The organism is Paenibacillus sp. 102 (assembly GCF_039549175.1).
Lineage (GTDB): Bacteria > Bacillota > Bacilli > Bacillales > Bacillaceae_G > Bacillus_A.
The window spans coordinates 288995-313037 of record NZ_JBCGHT010000003.1 but is presented as its reverse complement, the minus strand read 5'-3'; the positions used below and the strand labels follow the sequence as shown (position 1 = coordinate 313037).

Annotated in this window: 16 protein-coding genes, 1 pseudogene, 1 riboswitch and 2 other annotated features; of the genes and pseudogenes, 4 read left to right on the top strand and 13 right to left on the bottom strand. The window is 36.0% G+C overall.

What is annotated here, in order from left to right; genetic code table 11:
* Positions 1–116: 116 nt before the first annotated feature.
* Positions 117–1997 carry an FtsX-like permease family protein gene (locus AAIE21_RS10735; protein ID WP_343266757.1) on the bottom strand — a complete coding sequence of 627 codons (1881 nt, stop codon included), beginning with the start codon at positions 1995–1997 and terminating at the stop codon, positions 117–119.
* Between the two features lie 11 nt (positions 1998–2008).
* Complete coding sequence (locus AAIE21_RS10730; protein ID WP_343266756.1) at positions 2009–2776, bottom strand: ABC transporter ATP-binding protein; 768 nt, start codon at positions 2774–2776, stop codon at positions 2009–2011.
* Positions 2777–3064: 288 nt separating this feature from the next.
* Between AAIE21_RS10730 and AAIE21_RS10725 the strand changes: the two are divergent.
* A pseudogene (locus AAIE21_RS10725) lies at positions 3065–3519 on the top strand (hypothetical protein).
* 84 nt (positions 3520–3603) lie between these two features.
* Here AAIE21_RS10725 and thrS read toward each other — a convergent pair.
* From thrS to AAIE21_RS10700, 5 genes are all read right to left on the bottom strand, one after another.
* Positions 3604–5529 (bottom strand): threonine--tRNA ligase, encoded by a 1926-nt coding sequence (thrS, locus tag AAIE21_RS10720; protein WP_343266755.1) that lies wholly within the window; start codon positions 5527–5529, stop codon positions 3604–3606.
* A 44-nt stretch (positions 5530–5573) separates the two neighbouring features.
* Positions 5574–5800, bottom strand: a binding site (T-box leader).
* A 36-nt stretch (positions 5801–5836) separates the two neighbouring features.
* Positions 5837–6062 (bottom strand) — a binding site (T-box leader).
* 136 nt (positions 6063–6198) lie between these two features.
* Positions 6199–6906, bottom strand: a complete 708-nt coding sequence (gene rluF / locus AAIE21_RS10715; protein ID WP_343266754.1) for a 23S rRNA pseudouridine(2604) synthase RluF — start codon at positions 6904–6906, stop codon at positions 6199–6201.
* A gap of 282 nt (positions 6907–7188) precedes the next feature.
* Positions 7189–7809: a DUF4937 domain-containing protein gene (locus tag AAIE21_RS10710; RefSeq protein WP_343266753.1), complete on the bottom strand. Its 621-nt coding sequence runs from the start codon at positions 7807–7809 to the stop codon at positions 7189–7191.
* Positions 7810–7941: 132 nt separating this feature from the next.
* Complete coding sequence (locus AAIE21_RS10705) at positions 7942–8736, bottom strand: nucleotidyltransferase family protein (protein ID WP_343266752.1); 795 nt, start codon at positions 8734–8736, stop codon at positions 7942–7944.
* 265 nt (positions 8737–9001) lie between these two features.
* On the bottom strand, positions 9002–9310 hold the full coding sequence (locus AAIE21_RS10700; RefSeq protein WP_343266751.1) for a hypothetical protein: 309 nt from the start codon (positions 9308–9310) through the stop codon (positions 9002–9004).
* Between the two features lie 194 nt (positions 9311–9504).
* Between AAIE21_RS10700 and AAIE21_RS10695 the strand changes: the two genes are divergently transcribed.
* Both AAIE21_RS10695 and AAIE21_RS10690 read left to right on the top strand, forming a co-directional pair.
* On the top strand, positions 9505–10089 hold the full coding sequence (locus AAIE21_RS10695) for a hypothetical protein (protein WP_343266750.1): 585 nt from the start codon (positions 9505–9507) through the stop codon (positions 10087–10089).
* 256 nt (positions 10090–10345) lie between these two features.
* Positions 10346–10467: riboswitch (glycine riboswitch) on the top strand.
* Positions 10468–10569: 102 nt separating this feature from the next.
* The gene (locus AAIE21_RS10690) at positions 10570–11937 is read left to right on the top strand and encodes an alanine/glycine:cation symporter family protein (protein WP_343266749.1); all 1368 of its coding nucleotides are present in this window, start codon (positions 10570–10572) and stop codon (positions 11935–11937) included.
* A gap of 181 nt (positions 11938–12118) precedes the next feature.
* On the opposite strand, the gene AAIE21_RS10685 is transcribed toward AAIE21_RS10690, so the two are convergent.
* Positions 12119–12883, bottom strand: a complete 765-nt coding sequence (locus tag AAIE21_RS10685; protein ID WP_343266748.1) for a DUF3891 family protein — start codon at positions 12881–12883, stop codon at positions 12119–12121.
* A gap of 234 nt (positions 12884–13117) precedes the next feature.
* On the opposite strand from AAIE21_RS10685, the gene AAIE21_RS10680 reads away from it, so the two are divergent.
* Positions 13118–13390, top strand: coding sequence for an HU family DNA-binding protein (locus tag AAIE21_RS10680; RefSeq protein ID WP_017149588.1), 273 nt, complete (start codon positions 13118–13120; stop codon positions 13388–13390).
* A 33-nt stretch (positions 13391–13423) separates the two neighbouring features.
* Here AAIE21_RS10680 and AAIE21_RS10675 read toward each other — a convergent pair whose 3' ends face one another.
* The 5 genes from AAIE21_RS10675 to AAIE21_RS10655 all read right to left on the bottom strand — a co-directional run bounded on the left by AAIE21_RS10675 (position 13424) and on the right by AAIE21_RS10655 (position 24039).
* Positions 13424–13972 carry a cold-shock protein gene (locus AAIE21_RS10675; RefSeq protein WP_343266747.1) on the bottom strand — a complete coding sequence of 183 codons (549 nt, stop codon included), beginning with the start codon at positions 13970–13972 and terminating at the stop codon, positions 13424–13426.
* 143 nt (positions 13973–14115) lie between these two features.
* The gene (locus AAIE21_RS10670; protein ID WP_343266746.1) at positions 14116–14880 is read right to left on the bottom strand and encodes a 4'-phosphopantetheinyl transferase family protein; all 765 of its coding nucleotides are present in this window, start codon (positions 14878–14880) and stop codon (positions 14116–14118) included.
* A 323-nt stretch (positions 14881–15203) separates the two neighbouring features.
* Positions 15204–16658 carry an MDR family MFS transporter gene (locus tag AAIE21_RS10665; RefSeq protein ID WP_343266745.1) on the bottom strand — a complete coding sequence of 485 codons (1455 nt, stop codon included), beginning with the start codon at positions 16656–16658 and terminating at the stop codon, positions 15204–15206.
* A gap of 2 nt (positions 16659–16660) precedes the next feature.
* A complete protein-coding gene (locus tag AAIE21_RS10660) occupies positions 16661–16882 on the bottom strand; it encodes an MbtH family protein (RefSeq protein ID WP_343266744.1) in 222 nt (73 codons plus the stop codon).
* Positions 16879–24039, bottom strand: coding sequence for an amino acid adenylation domain-containing protein (locus AAIE21_RS10655; protein WP_343266743.1), 7161 nt, complete (start codon positions 24037–24039; stop codon positions 16879–16881). The genes AAIE21_RS10660 and AAIE21_RS10655 overlap by 4 nt, the downstream gene beginning before the upstream one ends.
* Positions 24040–24043: the final 4 nt, after the last annotated feature.

Below are 24043 nucleotides of genomic sequence, written 5' to 3'. Positions count from 1 at the left end.
TAGATTTGAAAGGAAGTTTGTCAAAATATTTTCACCAACATAATAAATGAACGTGAAATACACGTTCATTTATTATTGCTTAGAATTAAATACTATTTTCTGTAAAGTAATAACATCTACTTTATCATTTGTTCCTTTGGCATAACCATATTCTTATACAATTGAACTGTAATCCAGTAATAGACAACATAAATAATAAGAAAGATTCCAATTGGCATCCACACTTTTACAAACGGATCAACTAAGAAGAGACGGAATAAGTTAAGTCCTACTAAAATATGTGAAATACCAATGATAGCTGGAAAGATAAAGAGATATGAAATTTCTTTATAAATACTGCGTGACAACATACTACGACGTACTCCAATTTTTCGAAGCATTTCATAACGACGTACATCACGAGAAGCTCCTGTTAAAATTTTAAACATAAGAGAGCTTGCCATCATTGCTAAAAAGGCAATTCCAAGGAAGAATCCCATAAACATCGTACCGCTCATGAAACTATTCATAAATTGGTAAGTTGTCATTTTCGTATATAATTCTATTTTTCCACCTGTTGCTTGTTCTACTAACTCTTTTTGTCGTTGATCAATTTCTATTAACAACGGTTTATACTTTTGTAAATCGTCTACTTGTACGAGCGTAACATTATGCTCTGTTCCTTGAACTTTTTTATAATGTTCCTCATCTGCAATTCGAACAGGCTTCCCATTGAATTGATTGTGTGTCACTTGGACTTCTCTTATAATTGCGTCACTCCAATCACTTGGCACATGTGGAATTTTACTTGCTGCCTCAGGTGCTTCCATAGATGTGTATAAAGGTTCAGTTAAAGGTTCTTTTACACGTTTACGCACAGGCTCTTTTACATTCTTTGTATCTTGATGATCAGAAATGAGCGGCGGCTTTGCAGTTAAATCTTCTCGTAAATAATAGACTGCTTCTCCATCCACTTTATACTTATAAGTTCGTTGCTCTACAATGTTCATTTCCTTTAATGCAGCTGCATCTTTTTCATTCGGGTCATGAATTGCCGCATCGTAAACTCGAGAAAAATCCGTCATAATACCAACATTTTTTTGAAAGGCCATTCCAGCTGTCATTGCCCCGGCACCAAGTGCAATCAGCATCGCGACAGTCCCAAGCACCCGCGCTAAACTATTGATTCGAAAACGAAGCTGAGCATATGTAAAACTATTCAAACCGGTTTCATTTCGTTTTTTGTTACTTTTTAACCGTGTTACAAACAACGGTAACAATGAACTAAAAATAAAATATGTTCCTATCGTTGTAGCACCCGTTGCTAGTATAAAACCTATTTCACGTAACTTATCTATGTTCAATATAGAATAATATCCTGTTCCTAACAGTAACACTCCCATTACAGTAAAAATGATAACACGGCGTTTACTCTTTTCTATTGCGTCTTGTGTTTCATCTTCACGAAGTAACTCAAGTTCAGTTTTCCGTAATAACCGTATACTATTGATAAATCCAGTAATTATAAATAAGATCAGGAAGAATCCACATGTAACAAAAACTGCTGGCATATAAAATGGTGCATAGCCTTTCGCAGAAATTTCTAAACCATTCATTAAAAAATTCCCTGCTGCACTTGCAAGTAATATTCCTACAATAATTCCAATGATAATGCTGACAATTCCCATTCCAAATGTTTCAATAAATAATAACTGGGCTACTTTTTTCTTCTTTGCACCGAGCATCATATACATACCAAGCTCTTTCCTGCGCAATGTGAGTAAAAAAGAATTGGCATATACGATATAAAAAACAGTAATGAAAGAAAGTAAGACCGCACCGACCCAAAAGACAAGTCGAATACTGTTAATCATACTATTATCTTTTGTAAATTGGCTGTTAATCGCCATCGTTTGAAACATATAAAAGATACTTATACTAATAACAAGACCAACAAGTAAAACAAGATAATCCTTTAGCATTTTTTTCATACTATGACGTGATAATTTCAATAACATGCTCTCGCCCCCTATTTGGATTCAGTCGCTGAGCCCATATGAGCAAGCACACCTAAAATTTCTTGATAAAAATCCTCACGTGTTCCTTGACGTTTTAATTCTTTATAAAGTAGCCCATCTTGTATAAACAGAATCCGCTGACAATAACTCGCACTAAATGCATCATGCGTCACCATTAATATACTTACTCCATGATTTTCATGTAAATCTTGCATCGCTTCTAATAAACTCTTCGCATTTTTACTATCAAGTGCACCTGTTGGTTCATCCGCTAATACAATAGCAGGATTATGTACTAAAGCTCGCGCCGCAGCTGTTCTCTGTTTTTGTCCACCAGAAACAGCTGATGGATACTTTGTTAAAATTTCAGCAATATCTAATTTCTGTGCAACCTCATTTACTTTCCCACTTATCTCACTTGAAGGTACTCCTTGTAACGAAAGCGGCAAAGCAATATTTTCATAGATTGAGAGGTTTTCAAGCAAATTAAAATCTTGGAAAATGAATCCTAATTTTTGAGAACGAAAATCTGATAAGGCATTTCCCTTCATAGAAGTGATATCTGTACCTGCTATCGTCACACTTCCTCCTGTCGCATGATCGAGTGTACTAATTACATTAAGTAGTGTCGTTTTCCCCGATCCAGAAGGCCCCATAATCCCAACGAACTCCCCTTCTTGTATCGTAAGCGATACCCCTCTTAATGCTTTTGACTGACTTTCATTTCTTTTACCATATGTTTTCTCCACACTTTCTACAGTCACTACATTTGTTGCCATTCCTATCACTCCATCCCATTTTGCATATCATTACTTTCCCATACATTTCTTAGCATTCTCCTACGGAAATTCTTAATATTTCTTAAGTTTCTGACTTTCTTTCTTAATATTCTCACTTTTATTTACAATCTGCCTACGATTTATCTTACATTCACCTTACACTTTTGTAAGGTAGAAAAATAACAAAATACAATCCCACCACCTCTCCTTCGCTTAGAGACGAACACTTCTAAATATATTAGGACAAACATAATGTAAAATAAGTAAACATGGAGAGGATTAAATTTAATGAAGCGTTCCGAAAATATAGTGAATAAACGCCTGCGACAAATCTTGATTGCTGGTTTATTCCTTATGTTACTTATAACTGCAAGGTTCGGATATATGATGTTTCTTTATGAAAACGGCTTTGTTTTAGAAAAAAGAACATAATTGAAGCAATAAATACGAATACGATTGGTACTTTAGAAAACATCTTTGAATTAGACTTACAGGGTTTTCATAGGGTTAAGATTGATGAACTAATTCATTTAAGTAAAACGGATCCAAGCGAACTATCATTACTTGAATTAATTAACAAAACATGTTCTCAAAAATGTATAGGAGAGCCTTCGACATATATTAAATTAGACTATGGTTATATCCTTTATAAGGAATCTAGTGGAATAAATATAGCGTTAGAGATTAAGAAGAAGAATAATGAATGGAAAGTAGAAAATAAACAGATTAAAAATGATTTTTAAAACGAACACCTTTGAATACTTTCTTTATGGTAGTAAAAAGCACACCACCTATGAAAAGTGGTGTGCTCCAACATGTACAATTTATTATCTGGAACTTTTATTATAAACCTCCTCCTGTATACCTTCCATAAATGCGGATAGCGAAACCACTTCAGATCTTTCTTCACCATATTTACGCACATTTACAGATCCATTTTCCATTTCTTTATCTCCAATAACAAGAATATATGGTATTTTTTTAAGTTGAGCTTCTCGAATTTTATAACCTAGTTTTTCACTCCGGACATCTCGTTCAACACGAATACCAACACGCTTTAACTTTTCTTCCATTTCTTTTGTATATTGTTCATGTACTAGAGTAGAAACAGGAATTACTTTTACTTGAACTGGAGCTAACCATGTTGGGAATGCTCCTCCAAAATGTTCAATTAATATTCCTAAGAATCGATCAAAAGAACCTAAAACAGCTCGGTGAATCACAACTGGTCTTCTTTTCTCATTTCTCTCATCAATATAATTCAAGTCAAATTTCTCTGGCATTTGGAAATCAAGCTGAACTGTTCCACATTGATGACTTCTTTGTAAAGCATCTTTAATATGAAAATCGATTTTCGGTCCGTAAAATGCGCCATCCCCTTCATTTACTCTATAATTATAATTTAATGATTTTAGCACATTCTCGAGAGACGATTCAGCTTGATTCCATAGCTCATCATCACCCATTGAATCTTCAGGTCTTGTTGAAAGCTCAACTTCGTATTCAAAACCAAATGTTCTATAGACATAGTCAATTTGTTTTAACACTGACTTTATTTCACTTTCTATTTGTTCAGATGTTACAAATAAATGTGCATCATCCTGACAGAATGTACGTACTCTTAATAGTCCGTTTAGTGCGCCGCTAAATTCGTGGCGATGTACTTGACCAAATTCACACATTCTGATTGGTAAATCACGGTATGAACGTAGTTTATTTTTAAATATCAACATATGTCCTGGACAATTCATCGGTTTTAATGCGAAACTTTTATTGTCTACCTCTGAGAAATACATATTATCTTTATAATGATCCCAGTGCCCTGATTCTTCCCATAGCCCCTGATTCATCATTAAAGGAGTACGTACTTCTTGATAATCGTGTTTTTGTTGTATTTCTCTTAAAAAGGACTCTAATTCATTACGAATGATTTGTCCTTTCGGCAAATAAAAAGGCATTCCTGGTGCTTCTTCTGAAAACATAAATAATTCAAGTTCGTTTCCGAGTTTACGATGATTTCTCTTTGCTGCCTCTTCTACAAACTGCAAATAACTTTCTAATTCTTTTTGCGAAGAAAACGCAACACCATATATACGCTGAAGCACCTGATTATTACTATCTCCTCGCCAATATGCACCTGAAACATGAGTTAATTGAAATGCTTTCAAGTAGCCAGTTGACGGTAAATGTGGGCCACGACATAAATCAACAAATTCCCCTTGTTTATAAATTGTTACAATCTCATTTTCAGGGATTGCTTCTAAAAGCTCTAACTTTAAGTGATCATTTACATCTTGAAACAGTTTTTCCGCTTCATCCCTAGTGATTTCAACTCGTTCTATTTCCAAGTTTTCGTTAATAATATTTTGCATTTCATTTTCAATTTTAGGTAGGTCCTCTACAGCGATGCTGCTTGGAAGATCCATATCATAATAAAATCCATTTTCAATAACAGGTCCTACGCCAAGTTTTACATCGCCATATATTCTTTTTACAGCCTGTGCTAATACATGTGCAGAAGTATGTCTTGCAACTTCTATTCCTTCCTCTGAATCAATAGTTATAATTTGAATTTCTGCATCTTCTTCAATGTTTCGGCGTAAATCAAAAAGCTGACCATTCACCTTTCCTGCTACTGCTTTCTTTTTTAAACTACTACTAATTGATCCTGCAATTTCTTCTAAAGTAATTCCTTTTACAAATTCTTTTACACTGTCATCGGGAAATATAATTTCAATCATCTGTTCTCTCATTGTTCATCTCTCCATTTCATAATAAAAAGCACACTCATCCCTAAAATAGGGACGAGTGTGCTTTTACCCGTGGTTCCACCCAGATTCCCATCATACTAAACATACAATGGCTTCTTTTGCGGTAACGTCGCTTACACGGCACTAGATACTCTATTTTCCCCAGTGCAGCTCTAAGGTGGTAAGTTATTTTACTGCGTTAGGAAGTTCTCAGCTTTCCTTCCCTCTCTGTATAACCGTTTAAAATAACTCATGTCCTTTTCTTCGCTTATTATAAAATGAAATATAAAAAAGCATACTCATCCCTAATAATAGGGACGAATATGCTTATATTCGTGGTTCCACCCAGATTCCCATCATACTAAACATACAATGGCTTCTTTTGCGGTAACGTCGCTTACACGGCACTAGATACTTTATTTCCCTAGTACAGCTCTAAGGTGGTAAGTCATTTTACTGCGTTAGGAAGTTCTCAGCTTTCCTTCCTTCTCTGTATAACCGTTTAAAATAACTCGTGTCCTTTTCTTTGCTTTTAAAACAACATCCATTAATTGTTATTTAATATATCTTATTCCTTTTATTTTTGCAAGTGTCAAAAAATATTTTTTATCAATAAAATAAAAAAAGGAAACCAAAAACCACTTTCATGTTTTTGGATTTCCCCTCCCTTTTTTACCAATCTTGTGGTTCGTAGTTTAAGTCTGCAAATAATCTTTTTTTCTCTTTCTTTGTTAAATCTCTCCATTGCCCGACTGGTAAATTATTTAATTGGATATTCATAATTCTCGTACGCTTTAATGTGTAAACTTGATAACCTAAAGCTTCACACATACGACGAATTTGACGATTTAGCCCTTGTGTTAAAATAATTTGGAACTCATATTTTGATAACTGTGTTACTTCACAAGGAAGTGTTTTTGTACCTAAAATTTTCACACCTGCTGCCATTTGTTTTAAAAATTCAGGCGTAATCGGTTTATCTACTGAAACAATATATTCTTTTTCATGTTTATTTTCAGCACGTAAAATTTCATTAATAATATCGCCATCATTCGTTAACAAAATTAAACCGTCTGAATCTTTATCAAGACGTCCAACGTGATTAATTCGTAAAGGATGATTCACTAAATCGATAATGTTCCCTTTAACTGCTTTTTCACTTGTACATGTAATACCTACTGGTTTATTTAAAGCGATATACACATGGTCTCGAGCAATTCGAAGCTGCTCTCCATTTACTCGCACGTCATCACCTGGTTGTACTTGGTCACCTATTTTTGCAATCTTTCCGTTAATAATTACTCTTCTTTCATCAATTAACTTATCTGCTCCGCGTCTAGATGCTTTTCCAGATTCACTAATAAATTTATTTATACGCAAGTTAGGCACATCCTTTTCTTTAAAAATTTCAAGCTCACACTGCTTCTACCGTACAATACAAAAGGGTAAGCCTCCTATTATAACTTAAATATATTAACATGAAAGGGTATATGGCGTCTTCTATAATTTTCATGTTTCAAAGAAAAGAATTCGTCTTGTTGAACGACATACCAATAATACATTCACTGTACGTCTTCTACTTTCAAACTAACAATTCATACAACCATAACTACTAAAAGCATTTACCCTAGATATAACATCATTTATTCACTTTTTTCATACTTAATATACTGACCATTCTTTTAGACACGCAACTTGCTTTCCATTTATATTTTCAACATCCTCAGTTATATTAGCTAACTCATATAAATCAGGAAAAATTTCTTTCACATAACGCTGATGTGACATTTCATTTTCCCAAAAAGAAAGGACGACATAGCGATTGAAGTTTTTAAGAGATCTTCCCACAACGCCGCCTAACATTCCTTCTGATTTTTCCATTCCTTTATTCCAAACTGTTTCTTGTATATGTAAAAAGTTCTCTTCCCTGCCTCTTTTCACATCACAAACTGCTGCTCTGACAAATGGAGTTTTTGCAAGTACATTCGTAAATGAAGTAGCTTTTATATCAAATAGCGTTTGAAATAACTCTATTTCACAAGATACATACGTATCCTTTTGATTGCTATTATGAAAAATTGGATCATGCATTTCATTCATAAATTTTTGATATGTATTCATGTTTTCCCATACAGTAAATACACAGGCCTCATCTTCATTCCAGCCTCCAAGTTGTCCATGAAATCCCTCTAGATTTTGTAAACCTCTCCATTTCTCTTGTGCCTCTGAAAACAAACCCTTTTTCTCTTTTTCTACCTGACAAAATATCATTTTTAATAACATATAGATCCCCCTAATTCTACATTCCGTATTCCATTTGCAATGATTGCTATTTCTTCACCTACTATTTAAAAAACCAAGCATTTTGTTTACATAACAAAATTACAATCTATTCAATTGATTGTTTTTTAAATACTAATTCGCTTCTTTTATCATCCAATCTCCCAATAACTCTAAAAAAGACAAAATTTCTGTTATGTCGTCTATAGGATCAACTGCATATTGCAGTGCTTTCCTCATATTTTGTTCTTGCTCTGGAAAATGCTTACTGAACAACTCATACGCTGGATAAAGATCTCTAGAATAAAGCCCTTCTTTATCAATTGTTAATGCTAATCCCGCTCTAACTACTATCTTCATAATCCAGCGACAACAATCGGTTATATCATCACTGCCTTTATTATGAATTAACTCTTCACAAGCTTGTTCGATTTGTGACTGTAAATGTATAAGATGTTCACGAGCTAATTCTTGACTTACTTTATATTTAGGTAGCTGTGACCTTATATCTTCACCGAATATACATACTCCATGTGTTTGAATCATAAAACTTATAAACGAAAAATGACTGGGATGTAACACTTCTTCAACAGCATAAAAACTTAATTCCACCCCAGATATACAACCAAATTTTTGAAGCAATTGTTGCTCTATATTTTCACTCCATTCCAAATCTATTTCCTCAGGAGCTTTTCGAACTAATATAATTGTATCTATATCTGCAATCCCCTCTATTCCAATTCCTCTTGGAACAGACCCTCTAATGTAAATGCTATACAAATCATCCTGTAACGATTGAAAACACGTATTCTTTACTTCTTGTATTACCTCTAGAAAAACTGGTTGAATTTTATTGATATGTGAATCATTTATAATGTATCCCGTATCATCCACAGGACAAAAACGACCTATTTTTTTAATAATTGACAATCTATCAACTCATTTCTATATAAAGTGTTATCCCCATTTTATATAGAAATTGATTAAGAATCAAAAAATTCAGAATAAAAAACTAAAAATCTATCTATTTTGATACAATTGTTACAGTATTTACATTTACTACATGATTTAATAAAAGAGGTATTTTCATAATAAATCTATAATTTTTAGCAACCGATTCAGCACATATACAAAAGTTTGATTATTATTTTTTAAAAATAATATGATAAAGAAATAGGATAAAAAATATCTGAATCTATCCTTCAAACAAATAATACGTATTTTCTCCTGGATAATGCAATACAATCACCTTCCTATCTCCTTTTTGAAATACTACAGTATGCCCATCTTCTCCAAGGTTCTCCCATCCCTTTACTGTTGAAATAGGCATTAGACTTATGTATTGATAATCTGCTTGATTGTCATCTTCAATATGAATAGCTGACATAGGAACTGGAAAATCTTTAATTTTTGATTCTCTCGTCATGAATATTAGCGCGAATAGCCCTCCTAAAACTCCTACCATAATAATATTAGAGTATATTTTCCGTCTCTTTTTCTCCATCGAAAACCTCATCCCTATATGTTATTAATAGTAATATCATTTAATATTTTACTAATTCTTACTGTATAATCCTATTATTATTTATTTCTCAAATCATTTCCCTTTTTTCGACAAAATACAACAACTTTCAACTATGTAACTTGTTATTATAGATTGATATATCTTGTGTTTTGTCTATTAGGAGGAAATACCAAATGAAAAAATCGTTCTATAAAAAATGGTGGTTTTGGCTTTTTAACATACTAATTATCGCTAGCATTGGGGCTATTGTTTTTTTGAACTACACAAAAGAAACAAAAATACAAACTACAAAAGAACCTATCGATAAAAAAATCTATCAACGAGAATTAAAATCCCAAATCGATTTTTTTACTACAAAATACGATAATATTGTCGAGCGAGAATGGCTACCAGCATGGACTAAAATAAATTCAAATCCAAGCCACATAAATACAGCTGAATCACTAGATAAAATGAACAATGTAGCTAATCATTACAATGAGCTAGCTACAAAAATGGATGCTTTTCAAGCTGAAAACAATATGAATGATCCTAATTTAAAAAAGAAAATGAATAGCTTTAGAAAAGAATTTATTGCTGCTTCAAATTATATGGGAAACGCCGCTTTATCTGTTATACAAAGTGATAAAAACGGAACACCGTTAGACGAAAGTATACATAATGCAAAAGAATCTTTAGGGCTTGCTGACCAACATATTGTAATCGCGTTATCCACTTTAAATGAAATAGAAGAAATATTAGGGATTACACAGAAATAATTCTCTTCATTTCAAGTCGTAAAACTTTTGTTAAAAAGTATCTTCCAATAAAAAATCATTGCAATTCATTTATAAGGAACCTATAATGTTGTTTATTGATTATGTAAAAATCATTTCATATCAATATAATTAAGTTTTTAATCACATAATTCGGATGAACCATTCAGGAGAAGATCAATTGATCTACCGACGGGGCAAAAAGTTGATGATTCAACTTTGAAACTCTCAGGTCTTGGTTACAAGTAGAACTGCATGGGGACGAATCTCTGGAGAGACTCCCTCTCGCCTATCATATAGTGCAGAGGAAACAGAGCACCGAAGGAGCAAATCCGCTGCATTAGCGGATAATCTCTCAGGTAAAAGGACAGAGACAAGCGAAAGAAAACGCCGATTTGTATCGGTTTATTTTTCTATTCCTTGTTTCTCCAGAGACCATTTCATGTGAAATGGTTTTTTATTTTTTCTAAAAGGAGAATAAAGATGGAGACAGTAAGTAAAGTATTAGAACAAATCAATCACTACGTATGGGGATTACCGACCTTATTCCTTCTAGTTGGAACTGGAATCATTCTCACAGTGCGTCTAAAAGGTTTACAGTTTAGTAAACTATTATACGCTCACAAACTAGCATTTCGAAAATCAGAAGACACATCTTCTTCAGGAGATATTAGTCATTTCCAAGCTCTCATGACAGCAATGGCCGCAACTATTGGGATGGGAAATATAGCTGGTGTCGCAACAGCTGTTACAATTGGTGGGCCAGGGGCTATATTTTGGATGTGGATCACTGCCTTGTTCGGTATGGCCACGAAATATGCAGAAGCAATCCTCGCGGTAAAATATCGTGTGAGTAATGAAAACGGCGAATATTCCGGCGGTCCAATGTATTACTTAGAACGTGGCTTAGGGAAAAAATGGCTCGCTATTTTATTTGCTATTTTCGGGACAACCGCTTCTTTTGGAATCGGAAATATGGTGCAATCGAATTCCGTTGCAGAAGCTATGAGAATAAACTTTTCGTTCCCTCCTGCTTTAACTGGTATATTAATGGCTTTCTTAATTGCGATTGTCATTTTAGGTGGCGTGAAAAAAATCGGGAAAGTCACTGGATTTTTCGTTCCACTTAAAGCTTTCTTTTATGTGATTTCTGGTCTTATAATCATTTTTTATCACTTTGATCAAGTTCCAGAAGCATTTTCACTTATTTTTTCTGGTGCCTTTCAAGGTACTGCAGCTGCTGGTGGGTTTATCGGTGCAACGGTTGCTTCCGCTATTCAAATCGGAATGGCACGTGGAGTATTCGCCAATGAAGCAGGCTTAGGAAGTGCTCCAATTGCTGCAGCTGCTGCAAAAACAGATTCACCTGCCAAACAAGCGCTTGTGTCAATGACAGGAACTTTCCTCGATACATTTATCGTTTGTACAATTACTGGTTTAGTATTAATTACAACAGGTGCCTGGAAATCTGGAAAAACTGGTGTTGAAGCAACAACCCTTGCTTTCCAATCTGTATTTGGCAATACTGGTAGCATGATTCTTGGTATTGCAATCATTTTATTCGCCTACTCTACTATTTTAGGATGGTCTTATTATGGTGAAAAATGTGTAGCTTATTTATTCGGGCAAGGTGCTGTGCAATACTATAAAGCCATCTTCATTGTAATGATTGCAATTGGCGCCAACTTAAAACTCGGAATCGTATGGACATTCGCTGATATCGCTAATGGACTTATGGCCATTCCGAATTTGATTGGTCTAATTGGATTAAGTGGTGTTGTGGTAGCAGAAACAAACCGATTCTTACAAACAGAGAAATTAAAAAACTCAAATAAAAAGATTGCAAGTTAATCAAATTTACAAGCGAAGGGTATCCCATATAGAAATGATATGCCCTTTGCTTGTATCACTCTTATATAATTTCTTTATGCATATACTCTCCATACATGGTAATCAAATTTTTTTATTATGTAATGCGTCATACCAGATTCCCCTTCACTTGATTTTTTATGTACACCTACATCACAGATTATTACCTTACAAAATGTAATTCTTGTCTTTGAAATTTGGCTTCCGCATCCGCTTTGACAATACCGATTTCCTCTATTCTATTTTTTTGTATAGATTTATATCTTACATGTGTCTTACATTCTGATTCAAAGGGAAACGGCGCAATTCGGATCTTTTCTTTATCTATCCACTCAGCTGTTAACCGTTTATTTGTAACAGTGTTAAAAATTTCAGTTCCTTCAAAACCCTCTTTAAACAAATTAATTTCTTCTTTTTTCGTTACACCAGGTTCATTCATACAAGCATATAAAGATAACTCATCACAAAACTTCAAAAGTTTATAATGCTTATCAAACATGGCATGTCGTTCTTTTGTTAGCGTTTTCAAAAATTGCTTTTGGCGATCTAATTCCTGCTTATAGAAATTCACCATTCCCTTATCTTCTTGATTAAGAGGAAATGATATAAAATGTTTACTACACAATATAGCACCATAAGGGTTTGCATTTTCAATCTCATTAAGACCTAACGTATAAAAAACAAAACGCAAAGAGCTCGGACAATCAATAAACGTATACGGCACACCTTTTACATCATTCCAAATTGGTGTTTTATCTAAGCCAATCCATCCTCTATCGTGTTCATAAATCGCATCAATACACTCTTTTAAATATGTTTTGTCTTCAAATACATCTTTTCTAAAGTTTTTTGCAAATTCTCCCGCTAAAAAACCATGGTCATGCTGTCGAATTAAGATGATTTCGTCTGGATTTGTACGAATAATCATAATTGCTTTCCCCCTTTCTTCTATTTTATATAGTAAATTTATTATTTTCTATACAAATCCTTCTTTCTAAAGAGGTAATAAAAATAAATTCATCAATACTTTGCAGGGATTCCGCTTCTTTCACCGAACTTAAGATAACAATGTGATTCTATCAATGTTTTCAACAATATTTCTACGTTCTATCACTCATTACAAAAACAAACCTAGACAAAAATATTTATAAGGGGTGAAAAAATGAACAAAACTGAATTAATTAAAAACGTGGCTCAAACAGCCGATATTTCGCAAAAAGAAGCTTCGGTAGCTGTTCAATCTGTATTTGATGCAATTACAAACGCTTTACAGACTGGTGACAAAGTACAACTTATTGGTTTTGGAACATTTGAGGTACGCGAAAGAGCTGCACGTACAGGTCGCAATCCTCAAACAGGTGAAGAAATTCAAATTGCAGCCGGGAAGGTTCCAGCCTTTAAAGCAGGAAAAGAATTAAAAGAAGCTGTAAAATAATAATAAACCAGCCAATTAGGCTGGTTTATTATTTTATTTCATAACCGTATATATATTATCTGCATGATATACTTCACAAATATAAAATAAACACCTACAGTTACTTACGATTTGATATTTTCTCGTAGGATATATACTAGATTGTAATAAGCAGCCATCAAACAGTTCAATAATGTTTCCAGAAGGTTGATACCCTTGATATAACATATTTTTTCTTATGTCCATTTCCTCAATTAGTTTTTCAATTGGTACGTGTCCAGTTTCTAATTCTTTAACAATTTCAATTGGTAAAAGTGAAGTATCGGCAAAAATTAGATTTTCAGATAACACCTGCTCCTTATAGCTAACAGATGAAACTCTGTAAAGAAATGTTCCATTTTTATCAAAAAAGCTTTTCGCTTCCTTGGGAATATATTTTCGATCTAGCTTCTCTTGTTCCACAACGTTGAACTGGACTGTATCTTTCACAATATTTTCTAAAGATGCAATAGATAGCGTTTCTTTAGAAAACAATAGATCTTTAACCACTTTAACTGCTGTAGCATCAGCCAATTCTCTTTTTTTATTTTCCACTACTAACATGACTAACACCTCTTCTATATTTATATAATCTAGTATTAACTCAGACGAACATATTCTTAAAGTTACTTCATATGAAAATGACTATGGTAGGTATCGGTTCTATTATCGATACAAACTTCCATCAACTAGTCAGTTACTGCTCATTAATGTGTAAGAAATCTACTACTTTGCAAAAGTTTCCCTGCATCAAACTGCCTCATTTCTGTTACATCTTTGTTTAAAAAAGCTATTGAAGCAATATATCCTGATCCAGGATGCAAATTCATCATAGTTGTAGTTTCAACAAGAGTTGACTCCTCTTTAAAAACAAGGAGTTCCGGTACATTCTCTGGATTCGATACAGTAAGATTAGAGGGGGAAATCATTAGCCCTTCCCCTGTAGCCTTAAGTATAGCTTCCTTCCGTGTCCAATACGTTAAAAATCCCTCAACCTGTCTTTCAACTGGCAGTTGCAGTAAACGTGCGATTTCTATATCTGTTAATACCCCTACCGCCATTTTAAGTACATCAATATTAGAATTTATTTGTTCTACATCTATACCGACCGCTGTCGATGTTGTAAACGCGACAGCAACTCGTTCTCCTGAATGTGACACAGATAACTGCGGCATACCTACAGGTAATTGCGGGCGTCCGTGTGCTAACTTACAAACTGAACAGGTTCGATCGATGGGTACTTGAAATGGGGTCATTGCGAGTTGTTTTCCTAGTACCAATCGACTAATTGCACAGCCAATCATAAACCTTGCTCGGTCCTCAGACTGATGGAACAAATTTGCTTTCTCACGCTCGGTGTCATTTAGTAAATCATAGTGCCAAGGTTGCAAGTCTGAAGTTCGAGCCCACCATACTTGGCAATGATGGCTTCTTAGCTTTGGTACTGAATCTACAATCTCCCAATCTTTCATAAAAATTCTCTCCTTTTCATATCCAACACGTATACTAAAAAAATATGAAATCTATTCCGGCCTTTCAACAAATATCTTTACTAGCGATTCCCCTTCTAACTTTTTATCCCGCATTAACGAGCAGTAAGACCTTCGCCTCCCAATTGGGCAAAAACAAAGAAGTTAGGTAAGGGGTCAAATGCCCGTAAAAGCCCGATTCGTGAGGGCTGATAATCAGTGGGAGATGAAGCTCCCCAACTGATTAAAGTTTCACTTTATCATTGCTATTGTAATAGAGGAACCTACCCAGATTTATTATTACACCTGGGTAGATCCTTCCTCAGTTATTTACCTGCAACTGCTTTTGAATGAGATTCATTTGATTGGACTTCCGTTTTTTTCTTTGGTGTAGCTATTGCATCCACATCACGAATACGTAATGCAAACAATAATGCAATGCATAGAAATATGGCTGCACCAAGCAGAGACATTTGATACGCTACAATACTAGTACTCTCATTTCCAGCTTCACTTACATTATGATTTCCAAAAGCAGCTAGGAGACTCGCAAGAATCGCAACACCGATGGCAGAACCTAAACGATTTTGCACATTAAAAATGGTTGTCGCTCTCCCCATTGAAGATGGATGAATATTATTAAAAGCTGAAAATTGCACAGCTCCTACAGAATGACCTAGGAAAAATCCTATGCCAAACAGTAGCATACGGACCAGCCAAGGATTTGTCTCCTGATTCACGAAGCTTAATACAACAAATATGATTGCTGAACACAACAATCCAAGAGAGATTAACTTACGTGGTCCAAGCCTTTTATACGACCAAGGCACAATTTGTGAAGAAATCATGAGTCCAATCGCTTCTGGAAATGTGGTGAGCCCTGTTTCCAACGCTGATGCATGTAACACATTTTGATACATAAGCGGGAATATAAATAACATGCCCAGTAATCCAGCAGCTGAAAATAAAGAAATGAGGCTCATATTCCGAAATAATTGATCTTGCAGCAAACGTAAATCTAGCATTGGCTGCTTCACACGAAGTTCAACAAATACAAAGAGAATAATAAGCGAAAGTCCACCCAATCCTGTCCCTATTATTTCTAAGGAACCCCAGCCTTTTGATGGCCCCTGACTCATTGCATATATCAACATTGCAAATCCTGGTGCAGAAAGTATAAAACCAGGTAAATCCAACCGCCCAGCAGTTTTTTCAATATGCTCTACTAAAAATAACGCACCAATTAGTAAAGCTACTATTCCAAACGGTAAATTGATATAAAATGCCCAGCGCCAAGACATATGATCTACAAAGAACCCGCTAACAATTGGCCCTATTGCTGGCGCAACAGCAATAGGCAAAACAATGAACCTGGAAATCTTTGGTCTTTCTTGTGGTGAAAATGTTCGAAATAACATTGCCATTCCTACTGGAGTCAATAATCCCCCGCCAGCACCTTGTATAATACGGAATATATTTAAGGCAGTAATATTATCAGCAATTCCGCATAGCGCAGAAGCTGCTGTAAATACAGAAAGGGCAATTAGGAATACTCGTTTCGTACCAAATCGATCTCCAAGCCAACCAGAAATAGGTAAAAACACAGCAAGACTGACTAAGTATCCAACATTGACTGTCCCCATTGCTGAAGGCGGAACTTGTAGTTCATGACTAATCGTTTGCAGAGCTACATTTACAATCGTTGCATCCATTGCAGCCATAAACATAGCAGTTACATATACAACACTAACAACAATTTTCGGATTCAGCTTCAAATTCATTACTACTCCCCTACTGAAACGCATTCAAGTGAGTGAAGACTCTTTGGCTTCATATCACTCCAATGTAATTCGATATACGCAAGACAAGCCTGTCTACTATCTTGTTCATAAACAACATCCCAGCCGACTGGTACATCGAGAAAGGCTGGCCAGACAGAATGCTGGCCTTCCTTATTTACTAACACCTTATACATAAAGTTATCGTTCTCAAATGGATTCGTCATACTTTACTTACCCCTTTCACCCTTTGCTGTCTACTAGCTAATACTTGTCCAATTTCTGTAAGTGGTCCTGGCTGACATAAATCTTTATGTCGGCAATCAATATCATATTGTTCAATTTCCCCATCGATATAGCTAAGCCATGTATCTGGAGAAATCGGATCAAACCATTCTGGTATGATTGTTGATCTAAAGAATACAATGTTGCCATGGAATTGTTTTGGAACATACTTTCCTAAAAGACCAACAGAATTTACGTATGTTTCTTTCAAGTTTAAAATTGTTTCCTCTTCCAGACTCGCTAATGCACTACCATCCCTGCGAAGTATTTCAATAGCATTTGCCATATCAAGTGGTTTCCCGTCCATATTATCTGGATCATATCCTCCTAATGCAAGTAGTGCAATAAGCGCTTCTTCCTCAGTAGGCGCCTCTGTATTTGGTAAAAAGTGACCAGGATAAGAATCCAGCATGACAAGTAGTTCAACTTCTTCTCCTTGATTTTGTAACTGAGTTGCCATTGCATGAACAACATTTCCGCCGAGAGACCAACCTAACAATCTGTACGGCCCATGTGGTTGTATTTCACGAATATGCTCAAGATAGTCAGCAGCCATTTCGTCTAATGATTTTGGAAGTTCTTCACTTTTTGCAATACCGCGTGCCTGAACACCATAAATTGGATGATCGCTTCCTAAAGATTTCATTAATCCTGCATAACACCAGCTAAGTCCACCTGCTGGATGTACACAGAACATAGGTAGCTCACCACCACTTGTTCTTAATGGCAAGATTACATCTAGTGCACTTTGACTCGTCCCCATCTCAAGTCTTTCGGCAAGCCCTGCAACTGTCGGCGCCGCAAATAAGCTACCAATACTTAACTCAACTCCTAGCGATTCCCTGATCCGACTCATTAACTGCACAGCAAGTAGGGAATGACCACCAAGATCAAAGAAACCATCATCAATACCAATTCGAGGTACATTCAAAACTTCTGTAAATAATTCACATAAAATTTCCTCTTTTGGTGTTCTTGGTCCTCGGTTTATCGTAGATACCGTAAATTCAGGTGCTGGTAATGCCTTACGATCTAACTTACCATTTGGAGTTAAAGGTAATTCACGTATCATAACGAAAGCATACGGCACCATATAACCAGGTAGACTAAGCCCTACATATTGGCGCATTTCAACTGTATCAATGCTTACATGTTCTGACGGAACAATATAGGCAACTAAGCGCTTATCACCAGGCTGATCTTCACGTACAATGACAGCAACTTGTTCAACATGAGGATGTTGCATCATAACAGCTTCAATCTCACCAAGTTCAATTCGGAAACCACGAATCTTAATTTGATGATCTGCACGTCCTATATAATCTAACGTGCCATCTTGACGCCAACGTGCTAAATCTCCGGTACGGTACATTCGAGTACCAGGTTTTCCGTATGGATCTGCTATAAATCGTTCTGCCGTTAAACCCGCACGACCTAAATATCCACGAGCAAGTCCTGCTCCTGCAACATACATTTCCCCCACTACTCCAGGTGGTACAGGTTGTAAGTAGTTATCTAATACGTATACTTTAAGGTCTGGTATACTACATCCAATTAAGCTGTTTGCTCGCAAGGATACAATATTTTGATCCAGCTCAATATAACTTACGTGTACAGTTGTTTCTGTAATACCATACATATTAATAAGCTTAGGCGTGTTTTCTGGATGACGACTATACCAATCTTCTAGACGACTTAATTCCAGTGCTTCTCCGCCAAAAACGACATATCGTAAAGAAAGCTTCTGCCCTAATTGGGCATTTTCGCGATCTGCTTGCATAAGTTGGTAAAACGCTGATGGTGTCTGATTTAAAACAGTTACTCTTTCCTGAACAAGTAGATTTAAAAATTCTCTAGGCGAACGGCTTACAGTATGCGGTACAATAACAAGACGCCCTCCATACAGTAACGGTCCCCAAATTTCCCAAACTGAGAAATCAAACGCGTAAGAATGAAACATTGTCCAAATATCATTTGAATCAAATTGGAACCAATGATCAGTTGCTCCTAATAGTCTTACAACATTTTGATGAGGAATCATTACACCTTTTGGTCTACCTGTTGAACCGGATGTATAAATTACATAAGCGATGTGTAAAGGTGATAACGGCTGTATTCGTTCTACATTTTCTATATTCTCTTCACCATATTTGTTTAATGTGTCCATTGTTTTGGGATCATCTACTACAATCGCTTCGATTTCTTCACTCTCTATTGTCACTTCCCTGTTCGAAATCATACAAACAGGCTTAGCATCGCTTAGCATGAATGAAATTCGGTCTGTTGGATAATCAGGATCTAGCGGTAAATATCCCGCCCCTGCTTTTAAAACTGCTAACAAACTTACGACCATATCAAGAGATCTTGGCATCGCCAAAGCAACCATTTGCTCTGGGCCTACTCCCTTTTCAATTAACAGACGTGCCAGTTTATTTGATTTCTTATTTAATTCTGTATAACTTAGTGTAGTGTCCTCAAATACGACAGCAATTTCATTTGGTGTTAAGTAAACTTGTTTCTCAAACAATTCCGGTAGCGTCATTTCAGGCGCAATTTGAAAACCACCATTCCATTTTTCAAGTATTGTTTGACGCTCTTCTTCTTCCAAAATTTCCAAACGTCCAATAGATTGTTCTGGATCTTGTACTGCACCTTCTAATAAACGAATGAAACGACTCACAAATTTTTCAGCTGTCTCACGCTTAAATAAATCTGTACTAAACTCAAGTAAACCATGTAATCCATTTGGCTGATGACCTTCAGATGTACTACGTTCACTTATTTCTATCGTCATATCAAACTTTGAAGAACCAACACTCTTAATCTCAAGATGCGTTTCTAGATTCGGTATATCAAGTGTAGCCTCCGATGTATTTTGATAAGCTAACATAATTTGGAATAGTGGATGACTATTTCTCGAACGCACAGGGTTTAATACTTCAACAAGTCGTTCAAACGGAACATCTTGATTTTCATATGCCGAAAGGTTAACTTTACGTACCCTGCTTAATAGTTCACTAAAGCTAGGATCTCCAGATGTATCTGTACGTAATACAAGTGTATTTACGAACAATCCGACAATATTTCCAAGCGCATCATCACTACGCCCAGCAATTGGACTTCCTATTGGAATATCCGTTCCTGATCCTAATCGTGTAAGTAATGCAGCAAGTCCGGATTGCAACACCATAAACAAGCTAACACCATTTTTACGAGCAAGCTCTAATAGTCGTTCATGTAACTCTGGATTCACATGAAAATCTATCGTTTCTCCCCGATAGCTTGTTTCCACAGGACGTTGATAATCTGTAGGTAACTCCAGTTGATCTGGTAATCCCTTCAGCTCTTCTTTCCAAAACTCAATTTGTTGTGAAATAAGACTATCTTGTAAACTCTCATTTCCTAATAGTTCTTGTTGCCAAAGGGCATAATCGGCATACTGCACTGGAAGTGACTTCCACTGAACTGATTCACCTTTGCAATGTGCTTGATAAGCAGCCGCTAGGTCTCTTGACAATGGATTTAATGACCATCCATCCCCTACAATATGATGCAACAATACAAGCAACACATGTTCATCCGGATTTATTTCGAAAAGTTCCATACGAATAGCTGGCTCTTCTGCAAGATTAAAGCTATATCTTACAGCTTCAGCAAGTACCTTAGGTAATTCTGACTCAGTTGTCTGCGTAACAATTAAAGTAGGATTTGCCTCAGCGGTCCCCAAAATTTGCTGATATGACGTACCAAGCGTGTTAGGGAAAATAGTTCGAAGTGTCTCATGTCGATCGACAATATCATAAAATGCAGCTTGTAAAGCTTCTCGATTCAATTCACCAAACATTCGAATGACTACTGGAATATTGTAAGTTGGACTCGGACCTTCTAAGCAGTTCAAGAACCATAAACGACGCTGTGCAAAAGAAAGCGGTACTTCTTTTGGACGCTCTACCTTCTGAATAGCTGGCCTTGCACTCTGCGTGCTATCTAATTGTTTAGCGAGTTCAGCGACTGTAGGTGATTCAAATAATTTTGCAATGCCTAATTCCACACCTAATGTTTCACGAATACGTCCCATTAACCGGGCAGCTAACAGAGAATGTCCGCCTATTTCAAAGAAATTATCATCAATTCCAATCCGCGCTATGCTAAGTACTTCCGCAAATAAATCACATAAAATTTCTTCTTGTGGATTTCTAGCTACACGTTCACTGACAAACAAATTAAAGTCAAGCGCTGGTAACACTTTCCGATTAATCTTGCCGTTTGGTGTCAATGGTAATTCAGACATAATCATAATTGCTGCCGGTATCATATAACCTGGTAGACTCTCTGCTGCATATGTTCGAATTTCTGCAAGGTCAAGATTTCCTTCAACATCAGGTACAATATAAGCAACCAAACGTTTATCACCAGGTTGATCTTCTCGAACAATTACAACGACTTGCTCCACATGAGGGTGCTGAGATAATACAGTTTCCACTTCAGATAACTCGATACGGAATCCACGTATCTTAATTTGATGGTCAGCGCGGCTCACATAATCTAACGAACCATCCTTACGCCATTTAACAAGGTCACCTGTGCGATACATTCGTGTACCAGGTTTCCCAAATGGATTCGCAACAAATCGTTCAGCTGTTAATTCTGGCCTTCCTAAATATCCATGGGCAAGCCCCGTACCAGCAATGTATAGTTCTCCCACCACTCCAGGTGATACTGGTTGTAACCCAGCATCCAGTACATACACCTCTGTATTCCAAATCGGTCTTCCAATAGAAGGTGTACCACTCTCTGCTTCATTCATATCCATGAAAGTTGACCAAATTGTTGTTTCAGTTGGTCCATAAAGATTTGTAACATGACAATTTAATTCTTTTAACCGCGACGCTAGATTCGATGGAAGCGCCTCACCACCAACAAGAACTTTAAGTCCTATTAATCTTTCTGGATAATCTGTTACAAGCGTGTGCCAAAGTGTTGGTGTAGCTTGCATAATTGTAATATTTTTCTTTTGGATGATCTCTGTTAAAGCTAAAGAATCTTGAACCGTTTCTTTTTGGGCAACTTGAACACTTGCTCCACTAATAAGTGGTAAATAAATTTCTAAAGCGGAAATATCAAATGCAAAGGTTGTAACAGCTAACAAGCGGTCATTCACATGTAATGAAAATTGATCTTGCATTGCCAGTAAAAAGTTACTTAAACTTTGCATCGGCACAACTACACCCTTTGGTCTACCCGTTGAACCTGAAGTATAAATTGTGTATGCAGGATTTAAAAGTGATCCACTATCAAATGAATCTAAATTATTTTTCGGATATCCTCTTAACTGCTCTTTTGTATCCTTATTATCAAGTACGATTCTTTGTGTATGATCCTCATTCGGTAGATTAGCCAAAATAGAAGAATGTGTTAGAATACAAGCAGACTGAGCATCGCTTAGTATATACGTAATTCGATCCTCTGGATATTCTGGGTCAATTGGTAAATACGCTGCTCCCGTCTTCAGAACTGCTAACATCCCGATAACCATTTCTACAGATCTTGGAAATGCTAACGCTACAAATTGCTTAGATTGAATTCCCTGTTCTAACAAGAAATGAGCAAGTTGATTTGCCTGTTCATTTAATTCTTTATAAGTAAGTTCTATTCCATCACATACTACAGCAACAGAGTCAGGAGATTTACTTACTTGTTTTTCAATGAGAGCAGGTACACTTACGAATGAACTTTCTTTCGCAGTTTGATTCCACTCTACTAAAACTTGCTTGCGTTCCTCATGAAGTAAGAGTTCTAGTCTGCCAATCGGTGAATCTACCTGAAGATCTGAAATATTTCCCAGAAAATTCATAAATCTCTTTTTATGAGTTAGTAACTCTTCTAAGCCATATACTTCAGGGTTTGCATCAAAATTAATCCTGAAGCCATTTCCGCCAAACTCATTTGACACATTTATTGAAAGGTCATCAACCGGACCTGCTGAAAGATTATGTTTAACACCATGATTTCCTGCGAAACTCAGACTATAATCAAATGGCATGACATTAATTATCGGGCCAAATAATCTTTGATTTTCTCCTAATAATTTAAGGTCTCGGCGTAATTCTTCATGACGATACTTATGATGCAGACGTATATTACGAATTTCATTAGAAACCTGCTTTACAACCTCAGCAAAACTCATATTAGAGCTTATAGACAATCTAAGTGGAACAACATTCATAACCATACCAGGAGTATGAATTGACACTGACCCTAAACGTCCCATCATTGGTAAACCTAAAATTACATCCTCCGCACTTGTTAACTTTTGTATATAGATAGCAGTTGCAGCGATGATAAGATCCGGCCAGTTCACTTTACAATCATGTGCAACCTTTTTTAAGGATTCTGTACTTAAACGAGACAAATGTGCTGTTTGGCGAAGAAATTCCTTCGATGTTCTAGGAGCGCGTTCCGCCAAACTTACTACTTCTGGTTGATCTTGGAATCGTTCTAACCAAAAGCTACGATCTTTCTCAAATTGCTCTGACGCCTGATATGTAGCGTCCTCTTCTAAAATGGTATGTAAAGAACCAAATGGTCTCTCATCATACGATTGATTATTCATGAATGCCGTATATACTTTTGCTACTCGTCCTGCAAGTAACGAAAAGCCATAGCCATCCATCACAATGTGGTGAATGCGCTGATACCAGAAGAAACGATTCGAATCGATTTTAAAAAGTGCCTCCGTATAAAGCTTGTCCTTTTTCAGATTAACCGGTGTAGATAAATCTACTTCCATCCAAGCTTCAGCGGCTTTTTGAGGGTTCTCCTCTTTACTCACATCGATAATATGCATATGAAATTTAGGAGAAGTATCAATAACTTGCCATGTCCCTTTCTCATCTTCTTCAAAGTGGACATGTAAAGATTCAGCTTCCATTACAACCTTACGCACAGCTAATTCAAATGTTTTTACATCAACTGAACCTTGTATTTCTATATACTCACCTGTATTATAAATTGGATTTTCTGGATCAAGTTGCTGCGCAAACCACATGCCCGTTTGCGCACCTGACAATGAATGACGAACCTTTTGACAATGAGACATTCGT